This is a genomic window from Actinomyces dentalis DSM 19115 (assembly GCF_000429225.1).
In the GTDB taxonomy this organism is placed as follows: Bacteria; Actinomycetota; Actinomycetes; order Actinomycetales; family Actinomycetaceae; genus Actinomyces; species Actinomyces dentalis.
The window spans coordinates 1-12,558 of the sequence record NZ_AUBL01000038.1 but is presented as its reverse complement, the minus strand read 5'-3'; the positions used below and the strand labels follow the sequence as shown (position 1 = coordinate 12,558).

Below are 12,558 nucleotides of genomic sequence, written 5' to 3'. Positions count from 1 at the left end.
CCGAAGCCCCCGCGCCCGCGGGGCGCCCGATCGAGGCGGGGCGCCGAGGGCCTGTCCGCCCGCCGTCACCCGTTGACGCCACGGCCGAAGTGATCGTAGCCTGAGAGCAACCCGTTTATGAAACGGTTCAATGACGATCCGGAGACCTCCATGCCCGCTCACGCGCCCGACCGCGCCCCCGTATCCGACCCCGCCGCCGGCCCCTTTGCAGGCCCCGCCGACCCCGACACCCTCCTCGACGCCGCGCCCCCGCCCCCGGCCGACCCCGTCGGCCCGCTGGCCGCGCCCGCCCGCCTGCGCGCCGACCACCACCGCGCCGGCGCCGACGTGCTCGGCGGCACCGGCCCCGCGCCCGCTCTGTCCTGGGAGGTCCCCGCCGCCCCGGCGGGCTGGACGCAGGCGCGCGCCGAGGTCGAGATCACCCGCGGCCCCCTCGCCGGCGCTACCACCACCGAGACCGTCGCCCTCGACGGCCCCTCCCAGCTCTTCCGCCCCTGGCCGTCCGCCCCTCTCGCCTCCCGCGAGCGCGCCGCCTGGCGCGTGCGGGTCGCCGGACCCGACGGAGTCCTCTCCCCCTGGTCCGCCCCCGCCGTCGTCGAGACCGGTCTGCTGGAGCGCTCGGACTGGACCGCGCGCCCCATCGCCGCCCCCGGCAACGCGCGCACCGACGCCGCCCCCGTCCTCGTGCGCCGCCTCACCGTCCCCGCCGGCGTCTCCGCCGCCCGCCTGCACCTGACCGCGGCGGGCGTCTACGAGGCGTTCATCGACGGCGTCAAGGTCGGCCGCCACGAGCTCGCCCCCGGCTGGACCCAGTACGCCGACCGCCTCCTGGTCCAGACCCACGACGTCACCGCCGCCCTGCCTCCCGGCGAGCACGAGATCGCCGTCGTGCTGGGCAACGGCTGGTACCGCGGGCACCTGACCTGGCAGATGCGCGAGTGCGTCTACGGCCGGGCCCTGTGGCTGCTGGCCCAACTCGAGCTGACCGGCGAGGGCGGCACCGACGTCGTCGCCACGGACGGGACCTGGGCCTGGCGCCCCTCCAACGTCACCGCCAACGACCTGTACAACGGTCAGTCCACGGACCTGCGCCTGCCCGCGCTCGGCGAGGCCGGCGCCGAGGCGCCCGTGGAGGTCCTGCCCCTGCCCGGGGCGGCCCTGGAGCCCACCGTGCTGCCGCTGCCCACCGTCATCGGCCAGGTCGCGCCCGTCGAAGTCGTGACCACGCCCTCGGGCGGGCGGATCCTCGACTTCGGCCAGAACCTGACCGGCCACGTCCGCCTGGCCGTGCGGGGGCAGGCGGGCGCCGTCGTCACGCTGCGCCACGCCGAGGTGCTGGAGGACGGCGAACTGGGCACCCGCCCCCTGCGCCGCGCCGAGGCGACCGACCGGGCCATCCTGTCCGGCGGCGACGACGTCTTCGCCCCCACCCTGACCCAGCACGGCTTCCGCTACGTGGAGGTCGACGGCTTCCCCGGCGACGACGACACCCTCCTGGCCGCGGCCGCCGCCCGGGTCGTCTCGGCGGGCATGGAGCGCGCCGCCTGGTTCGACTGCTCCAGCGAGCCGGTCGCCAGGCTGGTGGAGAACACCCGGTGGTCCACCATCGACAACTTCATCACCGTGCCCACCGACTGCCCCCAGCGCGACGAGCGCCTGGGCTGGACCGGCGACATCGGCGTCTTCGCGCCCACTGCCCTGTCCCTGTACGACGCCGCCGCCTTCCTGGCCTCGTGGACGACGGACCTGGCCGCCGCCCAGACGCCCGACGGCGCCGTGCCGGTGGTGATCCCCGACGTGCTGGGCGGCACGCGCCTGACGTGCGCCTGGGGCGACGCCGTTGCGCTGGTGCCCTGGGCCGTCTACGAGGCGAGCGGCGATGCGGCGGTGCTGGCCGCGTCCGTGGACGCCATGGCCCGCTTCGTCGACGGCGTGGAGCGCGCCGCCGGGCCCTCGCGGCTGTGGCGCGGCGGCTTCCAGTTCGGCGACTGGCTCGACCCCGACGCCCCGCCGCAGAACCCGGGGGCCGCCAAGGCGGACCCCGACGTCGTGGCCACCGCCTACTTCGCCCGCAGCGCCGGCATCACCGCGCGCGCCTGCGCGATCCTGGGCCAGACCGAGCGCGCCGCCCGCTACGAGGCCCTGGCCGCCGCCGTGCGCGCCGCCTACCTGGACGCCTACGTCACCGCCGACGGACTCATCCTCTCCGACTGCGCGACCGTCTACGCCCAGGCCCTGGCCTGGGACCTGCTGGACACGCCCCGGCGCGTGGCAGGCGCCGGGCGGCGGCTGGCGGACCTGGTGCGCCTGCGCTCCTTCCGCATCTCCACCGGGTTCGTGGGCACGCCGCTGGTTCCGGCGGCCCTGGTCAAGGGCGGGCAAGCGGCCACGGCGGCGCGCCTGGTGCTGGAGAGGGGCTGCCCGAGCTGGCTCTACCCCGTCACCATGGGGGCCACGACCATCTGGGAGCGCTGGGACTCCATGCTCCCCGACGGCTCCATCAACCCCGGCGAGATGACGAGCTTCAACCACTACGCGCTGGGCGCGGTCACCCAGTGGCTCATCTCCGACCTGGCGGGCCTGGACCTGGCCGCCCCCGGGGGCGCGGCGCTGCGCGTGGCCCCGCAGGTCGGCCACGGCTTCACCTCGGCGGGCGTCGTGCGGCGCCTGCCGCTGGGGGTCGCCCGCGTCGCCTGGGAGCTCGACGGCGACCGGCTGCGCGTGAGCGCGCGGGTGCCCGTGGGCGCCACCGCCGAACTGGTGCTGCCCGGCGCTGCGCCCGAGACCGTCGGGCACGGCTTGCACGAGCGCGCCGTGACGGTGCCGAGCGAGGCGTCCGGCGCCGCCGGGGCGGGCGAGGGCGGCGCACGGCCCGGCGGGGGCGGCGAGATCCTCACGGTGCGCGACCTCATCGACGACGAGGCCGCCTGGATCCGGGTCGTGGACGCCGTCGCCGGCAAGCACCCCGTCTACGCCGAGGACCCGGCCCGCGCGCTCGCGGGCTTCCTCACCCACGAACTGGACACCACGGCGAGGGTGATCCCGGGGGCCGCCACCATGTACGGCTTCATCCCCGACATGGAGGAGGCGGCCTCCGCTCTGGAGGCGGTCATCGCCGAGGTCGCGCCCGCGGCCCCCGCCCCGCCCGCCGCCCAGCGCGGCTGACCCGTCCCGCTGCTCCTTCGCGAGCGCGCAGGTTTCCAGTCGAACGCGCACCTCCCAGCCGCGCGTTCGACTGGAAACCTGCGCGCTCGCGAGAATCGGCCGGGAGGGCCGAGTCCCGGGCGCCCCATGCGTCTCATCAAACCCGTGCGCCGGCCCCTGCGGGCCCGTCCGAAGCGGGAATATGGCGCCCCGGGGGGATCGCTCCGCCCCGCAGGGTCTCCCGCCGTCCTCATCCGGGCTCGCCGCCGCAGGGGCGCCCGCACGGTGGTGCGCATGGGACTCCTGGGACGATCCGGGGCGGGCAGTTGTCCAAATCTGTTGCAAAGGCGCCCCGGACCGGGATCGGCCCCGAGAAGAAGCGCGGAATATCAACGATCCTCCTCCGGCACCGCGACTCGATCCGGGCCTTTGCAACAGATTTGGACAACTCGCGCCGCCGCGGGCCGGACGGCGGCCGCGGCGGACGCCCCTGACCGACTCGCGTGCGGCAGCCGCCCGCCTGGGCGTCAAGGCCTCCGGCGGGATCCGCCCCGACCGGCTCGCAGGCGGGAACCGCGGGGGCAGCGCGCCCCGGCCGTTGACGATCAGGGCCCGCCCATGACGACGAGGCGAGCGGGCAGCCGGCTCCTCCGATCATTGACCTCGCGCGCCTCGGGAACCTACTATTGATTCGTTTCAACGACGAACGACCGGAGTCCTCATGCCGCCCCTCACGACCATCCGCCCCACCGTCCCCGAGCCCGAGATCACCGCCGGCGGCCTGGCCGATCCCCTGGGCGATCTCGCCGCCCCCACCCATCTCAAGATCGAGCAGTACCTGCCCGGCGACGTCCTGGGCGGCGCCCACCCCGCCCCCCGCCTGTCCTGGGAGATCGCCTCCGCCCCGGCCGGCTGGGCGCCCACCGGCGCGGACCTGGAGATCACCCGCACCGACGCCGCCGGCACCCCCCTGGGCGAGCCCGAAATCCTCCCCCTTGAGGCGGCCGACGGCGTGCTCGCGCCCTGGCCCGCCCCGCCCCTGGCCTCCCGCGACCGCGTGGTCCTGCGGGTGCGCGTGACCGGCCGCTCATCCGAGACTCCCGACGCCGCCGCCGGCACCGACTCCGACGCCGCCGGCACCACCGCCGAGGCCGACTCCCCCGCCACCGCCTCCCCCGCCGACACCGGCTGGTCCGAGCCCATCGCCTACGAGGTCGGGCTCCTGGACCCGGCCGACTGGCGGGCCCTGCCCGTGGGCCCGTCCTGGCCGGAGAACCCGCTGGCCGACCGCCGCCCGCCGCGCGTGCGCACCGAGTTCGACCTGCCCCGCCCCGTCGTCGCCGCCCGCGCCTACATCAGCGCCCACGGCCTCATCCGCGCCGAGATCGACGGGCGGCGCATCGGCGCCGACGAGCTCGTGCCCGGATGGACCGTCTACGGCGAGCGGCTGATCGCCCGGACCTACGACGTCACCGACCTGCTGACCGCCTCCGGCGACGGCACCGGCGCGCACGCGCTGGGCGCCCAGCTCGCCGACGGCTGGTACCGCGGTCACATCGGCTTCGACGGCGGCTACCGCAACCTCTACGGCGAGGACATCGCCGCCGTCGTCCAGCTCGAGGTCACCCACGACGACGGCAGCCGCAGCCTCATCGCCACGGACGCGGACTGGAGGGCCGGCGTCGGCGAGATCCTGTTCACCGACCTGTACGACGGCGAGAAGGTCGACGCCCGCCGGGTCGCCCCCGGGTGGTCGCGCCCCGGCTTCGACGACTCCTCCTGGCTGCCGGTCGAGGTCGGCGCCTCCGACGCCGAGCGCCTGGTCATGCCCACCGACGCCCCCGTGCGCGCCGTGGAGACTCTCAGGCCCGTCGAGGTGAGCGTCCAGGAGCGGCGGGTCCTGCCCCTGGGCGGGGGCGAGGCGGAGCTGTCCCCCGAGCGGGTCCTCATCGACTTCGGCCAGAACATCTCCGGCCGCCTGCGCATCCGCGTGAGCGGGCCGGCCGGGCGGACGATCACCCTGCGCCACGCCGAGGTCCTCGACGACGGGGTCCTGGGCATGCGCACCCTGCGCGAGGCCCAGGCCACCGACACCTACACCCTGGCCGGCGGCGGCGTCGAGGAGTGGGAGCCGGCCTTCGCCATCCACGGCTTCCGCTACGCCGACGTCACCGGCTGGCCCGGCGGGGCCGCGGCCGCCAAGGCGGCCATCGAGGACGGGGCCGTCCTCGCCGTCGTCATCCACACGCAGATGGAGCGCCTGGGGGCCTTCGCCTGCTCGGACGAGCGGGTCACCCGCCTGCACGAGAACTCCCGGTGGTCCATGCGCGACAACTTCGTCGCCCTGCCCACCGACTGCCCCCAGCGCGACGAGCGCCTGGGCTGGACCGGCGACATCCAGGCCTTCGCCCCCGCCGCCGCCTTCCACTACGACTGCGCCGGGCTGCTCGGCTCGTGGCTGACCGACCTGGCCATCGAGCAGAGGGCCCACGGCACGGTCCCGTGGTACGCGCCGGTCATCCCCGGCGGCTTCTGGACCCCGCCCGAGCCGGCGGCCGTGTGGGGCGACGCCGCGGCCGTGGTCCCCTGGGAGCTGTTCCGCGCCACCGGCGACGCGGGCCTCCTGGAGCGGCAGTACGACTCCGCCAGGGCCTGGGTGGACCTGGTGGACTCGCTGACGGCCGAGGACCACGTGTGGGACTCGGGGATGCAGCTGGGCGACTGGCTCGACCCGAGCGCCCCGCCGGACAACCCCCTCCAGGCCATGACCGACCCCCACCTGGTGGCCACCGCCTTCTTCGCCCGCTCCGCCCGGATCGTCTCGCAGTGGGCGGCGGTCCTGGGCCGGGACGACGACGCCCGGCGCTACGGGGACCTGGCCGACGCCGTCGGCGAGGGCTTCCGCGCCCGCTACACCGACGGCGAGGGCCGGATGACCTCGCACACGCAGTGCGCCTACGCGCTGGCCATCGCCTTCGACCTGACCGGCTCGGCGCACAACCGCGAGCGCGCCGGGGAGCACCTGGCCGCCCTGGTGGAGGCCTCGGGCGGGAACGTCGCCACGGGCTTCGCGGGCACGCCGGTGCTCACCGGCGCCCTGTCGGACACGGGCCACGCCGACGCCGCCTACCGCCTCCTGCTGGAGACCTCCTGCCCCTCCTGGCTCTACGCCGTCGCCATGGGGGCGACGACGACGTGGGAGCGCTGGGACTCCATGCTGCCGGACGGCTCGATCAACCCCGGCGGCATGACGAGCTTCAACCACTACGCCCTGGGGGCCGTGGCCGCCTGGCTGGAGCGGACGGTCGGGGGGCTGGCGCCCGCCGAGCCCGGCTACCGGGTCATCGAGGTCGCCCCGGTGCCCGGCGGCGGGCTGAGCTCGGCCGAGTCGGTCCACCGCACCCCCTACGGCTGGGCCGCCTCGGCGTGGCGCCTGGGCGGGGGCGGGCGCCTCGAGCTCGACGTCGTCGTCCCCGTGGGCGCCAGGGCCCGGGTGAGGCTGCCGGGCTCGACGGCGCCGGTGGAGCTGGGCCACGGCCGCCACCACCTGGTGGGCTGAGGCCCGCCGGCGGGGGCCGGATCGGCCGGTCCGGCCCCCGGGACCGGTCCGCCGTCGCCTCGCAGCAATCCGGCCCCCACCCCGGGACCGGTCCGCCCGTCCCGCGCGGCGCCCCGGACGGGCTCCCGTTCGAAACGGCCGCCGGGACCGGCCCGGACCCGTACCCTCGAGCACAGTGGCCGCCCAGAAGCGCAAGGAGCCCGACATGACCGACACCGCTGACGCCGCCGACGCCGCCCCGCCCGAGAGCCCCGGGCAGCTGCACCAGGAGCTCCTGATGCCCGAGCCGGGCGGAGCCGCCTCGCGCGCCGCCCACGAGATCCTGCCGATCCCGATGCCCGACGGCACGATCCTGCGGGCCGACGTCGTGCGCCCCGACGACGGCGCCGCCCACCCGGTCCTGCTGACCCGCTGCCCCTACTTCGGGTCCTGGCGCCCCATGATCGCCCAGGACCTGGGCGAGGATCCCGCCGCGCCCGGCCTCATGGCGGCCTGCCTGGGGATGCAGACGGCGGTGGGCCTGGACCGGGCCGTCGAGGAGGGCTTCGCCGTCGTCGCCCAGGCCTGCCGCGGCACGGACATCTCCGACGGCGACTTCCGCTTCCACGCCGATGAGGCCTCCGACGGCGTGGCCGCGCGCCGGGCCCTGGCCGACCTGCCCTGGTGCGACGGGCGCGTCATCACCTTCGGCAACTCCTACCTGACCACCACCCAGTTCACCGCGGCCCTGGCCTCCACCGAGCACCTGGCGGCGATGACCGCCTGGGTCGCCCCCTCCACCTACGACGAGGACCTGGCCATGCGCGGGGGCGTGCTCATGGCCGGCCCCGTCTACGAGTGGGCGCGCCAGCAGGTGCGCGCGGGACTGGCGCGCGACGGGCGGGAGGACGCGCCCCAGGAGCTCCTGCCCGAGCCGATGGAGGACTTCACGCCCTTCCTGGCGCGCGTGGGCATGGCGGAGGCCGCCCGCAGGCTGGCGCGGGCGCACACGGCCGGCGGCCACGTGGCCGACTGGCTCGCCCACCCGCTGCACGACGCCCACTGGGAGTCGATCGCCTACCCCTGGCGGGCCCTGGCCGCCCTGGACGTGCCCGCGCTCCACGTCGCCGGCTGGTACGACCTGTTCCTGGGCGGCACCCTGCGCAACTACCGCGCCATGGCCGACGGCCCGGCCGGGGCGGGCCAGCGCCTGGTCATCGGCCCGTGGACGCACCTGGCCTTCGACGGGCACCTGGCCGGGCGCTCCTTCCCCGGCGGCGGCACGCGGGAGTCGGGGCTGGGCGAGCTCACGGTCGACTTCTGGAGGGCGGCCCTGGGGGACGGGGCGGCCGCCGCGCGCCTGCCCCGCGACCCGGTGCGCGTCTACATCATGGGGGCCGGGCGCTGGATCGACCTGCCCGCCTGGCCGGCACCGGACGCCGAGGAGACGGCCTGGAGGCTCGCCGACGGCGGCGCCCTGCTCGCGCCCGACGAGGCGGGGGCCGCCGTCGGCGCCACATCCTGGACCCACGACCCCGCCGACCCCGTCCCCACGCAGGGCGGCCAGATGCTCATGGGCCCGCCGGAGAGCGCCGGGCCGCACGATCAGCGCGGCGTCGAGGCGCGCGACGACGTCGCCGTGTTCACCGGACCGCCCCTGGCCGAGCCGGTCACCGTCCTGGGGCCGGTGCGGCTGCGCGCCTGGGTGAGCGCCGACGCCGTCGACGCGCACCTGCACGCCGCCCTCACCGAGGTCCTGCCCGACGGCGCCTCCGTCCTGCTCACCGACGGCGTGCTGCGCCTGTCCGCCCGACGCGGGACGGACCGGCGCGACCCGTTGACCCCGGGCGTGGCGGTCGAGGTGGAGGTGGACATGTGGGCCACCGGCGTGCACGTGCCCGCCGGGCACCGCCTCCGCCTGGACCTGGCGGGCTCGTGCTGGCCGCGCTACGACGTGGCCGATCCGGCGGGCGGGGCGCCGGTGGAGATCACCGTGCACCACGACGCCGCCCGCCCGAGCGCGCTGCTCCTGCCCCTGGTCGACCTCGCCGTCCTCAGCCGGGACCGGTCGTAGCGGCGCCGGGGGCGGCCCCGCTCCCCGGCGCCGGGGTCGGCCCCCCGCCCCGCCGCCGGGACCCGAGCTGCCCGCCAAGCCGCCGCTGCGCTTCGCCCACCCCTGCTCCCCGCCACCAGGACCTGAGACGATTCACCCGAGACCTTCGACAACGAAAGAGGCCGAACCATGACCATCCTGCGCGAAGATTTCCTCTGGGGAGCCTCCACGGCCGCCCATCAGATCGAGGGCAACAACCTCGCCTCGGACTTCTGGGCCGCCGAGAACGCGGCCGGTCCGGGCAACCCGATGTTCCAGGAGCGCTCCGGCGACGCCTGCGACTCCTACCACCGCTACCGCGAGGACGTCCGCCTGGCGGCCGAGGGAGGGCTGAACGCCTACCGCTTCTCCATCGAGTGGGCCCGCATCGAGCCGGTCAAGGGCCGCTTCTCCCGCGCCGAGCTCCTCCACTACCGCGACATGATCGACGCCTGCCACGAGCACGGCCTCACCCCGCTGGTGACGCTCCACCACTTCACCTCCCCGGCCTGGCTCGCCGCCGAGGGCGGCATTGCGGGGCCCCGCACGCCCGGGCTCTTCGCCCGCTACGTCGACTGCGTCAGCGAGATCCTCCACGACGTGCCCTGGATCATCACCATCAACGAGCCCAACATACTCGCCCTGTTCGGCCTCATGACGCTGGCCGCCCAGGACGCCGAGCACTCCCGGCAGGCGGCCGGGGACGGGATCGCCCGGCCCGCGGGCGACGATGAGAAGGACGACGGGCCCGGGAACGGCGACGGGGTCGGCGACGGGGCCGAGACCGGGGACGATGACGGGTCCGCCGATGCCCGTCCCGCGCTGCCCGCCCCTCCCCCGGAGATGGCCGCCCCCATTATCGCCATGCACGAGGCCGCCAGGAAGGTGCTGCGCGATCGGGTGCCGGGCGCCAGGATCGGATGGTCGCCCGCCGGCCAGGCCTTCACGCCCACGCCCGGCAACGAGGAGGTCTGGGAGCGCGTCTTCCGCCAGTGGGAGGGCGTCTACCTCGACGCCTGCGAGCAGGACGACTTCATCGGCGTGCAGTCCTACACCTCCCAGCCGGTCGACGCAGACGGCCCCGTGCCCCACCCCGACTCCCCCGACAACACCCTCACCGGGTGGGCCTACCGCCCCGACGCCCTGGCCATCAACCTGCGCCGCTACTGGGAGCGCTACCGCAAGCCCATGGTCGTCACCGAGAACGGCATCGCCACCGCCGACGACGCCCGCCGCATCGCCTACACCCGCGAGGCCCTGCGCGGCCTCGTCGCGGCCGCGGCCGACGGCGTCGACGTGCGCGGCTACTGCCACTGGTCCCTGCTCGACAACTACGAGTGGGGCCGCTGGGAACCGACCTTCGGCCTCATCGCCGTCGACCGCGCCCACGACTTCGAGCGCGCCCCCAAGCCCTCGCTGGCCTGGCTGGGGGGCGTCGCCGCGGAGAACGCCGCCTCGCTGGAGCCGCAGGCCTGAACCCGCCGCCACCCGCCGCCCGCCCCTTCACCGAAACCGGCGGAAAAGACACGCGAGACCGGCGGAACCGGGATTGAGCCTTTCTCACCAGGAGTGGTGGTGCGGGGTCTAGGACCGGCGCTATGGCGCGGGAGGACGGGCGCGGGACGGCGTCGTGTCCGCGGTGTCGGGGTGGTGTCGTCGGGCCCGGATACGCTGTTGGGACCGGTCGGGGCGGTGTTGCACATTCGACCGGGATCGGTTGGCGGCGGATCGGTGGAATCATGCGGAAACGCCTCGGCGCTCAACGCCGTTGAAATTCTCCCATGTGCAGGGCGGGTTCCTGTGCACATGGGAGCCCTTCCACTGGAAACCGACGTTCTAGTAAGGGTGCGGAATCATGCGGAAAACTCGGAATCCGCCCGCGGAGGCGCCGCCCTCGAATGTGCAACACCCCCGCACGACCCAAGAGGAACCGCATCACCCGGGAGCGGCCCTCCGCCAGGACCACACCGGGAATCAGGCTCCGCCGCACCGATTCCAGCCTCTGGGACGCCGCTTCTAGTGAGAAAGGCTCATTATCTGATCGAGAACAGAAGTATCGATGAACCAGACGTTCATGATTCCGCCCCGATCAGGTGCAGGAACCCGGAGTAGTCGTCGGCGCCCTGAGTCCCGGCTGATACGAGGCCGCCCTGGCTCACCACGCGCCCGAGACCTCCTCCGGCCATTGCCGTCGCGTACCCCGGCATATCGATCAGGGGGGGAGACTCGACCGCCATAACACACGAGAACATCACGGATCGCCTTTCCATCGATTGCGTCGAGGAGGGCCGGACTGTGCGTCGTCAGCAGCACCGAAACGCCCGGCTGCCGGGAGACGCTTTCGACTAGGTCGAGCAGACGCGCCGCGTGAGAGGGGTGGAGTCCGTTCTCGATCTCCTCGATCGCGAGCACGACTCCGGGGGCGGGTGCATCGAACGCGGGACTGGCCGGACCGGATCCACCGATATCAAGCGATGTCGACGCCGTCATCAGGGCCGTGGTCACCGCGCTGAAACGCAGGATCCCGTCACTCATGAGCCTGGCCGTAGTGCGTCTTCCCCTCCCCTCGTCAAGAGCAAGCATGACCCGACCCTCATCGGTCCGGGAAAAATCGAGGGATTCCACATTGCAATCCGAGACGATGCGCACCATGTCCTCCAGATCCTGGAACCGCCCCGGATCCGCAGTCCGAAGATGAAGAACGGTGGCGGCCAGATTCTCGCCGTTCCTTCTCAGCCGGTACTCCCCCGGCGGGACATAATTCCGCATCAACTGCGGCGCGGGATCCAGGTCGAAGGTGTTGGCCAGCGCGTCCGCCACCGTCATCGCACGTCCGACCAGTTGCCGAACGGTTGCCGTCTCGACAATCAGTGCGGTCCCGATCTGCCCCAGAACACTCCGGTCGTTGCGCATCGCAACTAACCGGCTGGATCCGTTCACGCCGCTTCTGTAGGATACCTCCAGGCTCTCCCGACTCGCACGCTTGACCTCGAACCAGATCTTCTCCTCCCCGGCGCCGGTTTGCGCGAGCCTCTCGTCTAGGATATTCAGAGTCGGATCCACCCCGATCTCGACATCGTAGTCCAGGACGGTCCCGTCGCCGCCGATTTCGATCCGGCACCCGATTTTGAATGAGGTCTCCCCGTAAGGGGCACACCCGCGCGAGCCGCCGCGCACCGGACCGCCCTCTCGGCGTCCGCCGTCGAGGGCATCGCCGAGAGGTTCTCCGCCGGAGATTCGTGACAGCACCCCGATCGCATCGAGAACATTCGACTTGCCACTCGAATTGCGCCCAGTCAGGATCGTCAGACCCCCGAGAGGGACCGTCGCTCCGCGAAAGGACTTGAAACGGAGGAGCCTGACTTCCGTCAATCGCGCTATCACCATACCGATAACCTACCCCAATACCCCTCTCCGTCGAGGCTGCGGACGATTCCACTGGCCGAGCATGTGAAAATTAATTGCGACCTATTCAGACTGCTCGCGCAAAAGTGCGGCCCATTGAGCCTTTCTCACCAGGGTTCGTGTCAGGAATCGCGCCAGAGGGTGATGATGACGAGGGCGGCGGCCATGATCGTGGTGATGGCGGCGGGGTCGAGGGAGACTCGTTGCAGGGCCCTGAAGTGCTTGAACATGGCATTGGCCCTCTCGGCCGGGGCCCGCATGGCGGACAGCAGGTTGTTGCGGGTCTCCTCGTCCGGTGTCGGGCAGGGGTTCTTCGTGGGGGTCAGCACGCCGATCCCCGCCCCCTGGTACCCCTTGTCGGCCAGCACCGGCATCCCCA

The 12,558-nt window shown here is 73.9% G+C and carries 6 protein-coding genes; 4 read left to right on the top strand and 2 right to left on the bottom strand.

Going from position 1 to position 12,558, the window contains the following annotated elements; genetic code table 11:
- The first annotated feature begins 150 nt into the window (after nucleotides 1-150).
- The 4 genes from G446_RS17160 to G446_RS0109420 all read left to right on the top strand — a co-directional run bounded on the left by G446_RS17160 (nucleotide 151) and on the right by G446_RS0109420 (nucleotide 10,250).
- The gene (locus tag G446_RS17160) at nucleotides 151-3,165 is read left to right on the top strand and encodes a family 78 glycoside hydrolase catalytic domain (protein WP_084779140.1); all 3,015 of its coding nucleotides are present in this window, start codon (nucleotides 151-153) and stop codon (nucleotides 3,163-3,165) included.
- A gap of 700 nt (nucleotides 3,166-3,865) precedes the next feature.
- Nucleotides 3,866-6,703 (top strand): family 78 glycoside hydrolase catalytic domain, encoded by a 2,838-nt coding sequence (locus G446_RS0109430; protein ID WP_026409958.1) that lies wholly within the window; start codon nucleotides 3,866-3,868, stop codon nucleotides 6,701-6,703.
- A gap of 205 nt (nucleotides 6,704-6,908) precedes the next feature.
- Nucleotides 6,909-8,756, top strand: coding sequence for a CocE/NonD family hydrolase (locus G446_RS0109425; protein ID WP_026409957.1), 1,848 nt, complete (start codon nucleotides 6,909-6,911; stop codon nucleotides 8,754-8,756).
- A gap of 168 nt (nucleotides 8,757-8,924) precedes the next feature.
- Complete coding sequence (locus tag G446_RS0109420; protein WP_026409956.1) at nucleotides 8,925-10,250, top strand: glycoside hydrolase family 1 protein; 1,326 nt, start codon at nucleotides 8,925-8,927, stop codon at nucleotides 10,248-10,250.
- Between the two features lie 540 nt (nucleotides 10,251-10,790).
- Here G446_RS0109420 and G446_RS17155 read toward each other — a convergent pair.
- Nucleotides 10,791-12,161: an AAA family ATPase gene (locus tag G446_RS17155; protein WP_084779136.1), complete on the bottom strand. Its 1,371-nt coding sequence runs from the start codon at nucleotides 12,159-12,161 to the stop codon at nucleotides 10,791-10,793.
- A gap of 140 nt (nucleotides 12,162-12,301) precedes the next feature.
- Nucleotides 12,302-12,558: transposase family protein (locus tag G446_RS17150; protein WP_034469950.1), on the bottom strand; the 257-nt coding region annotated here is incomplete at its 5' end.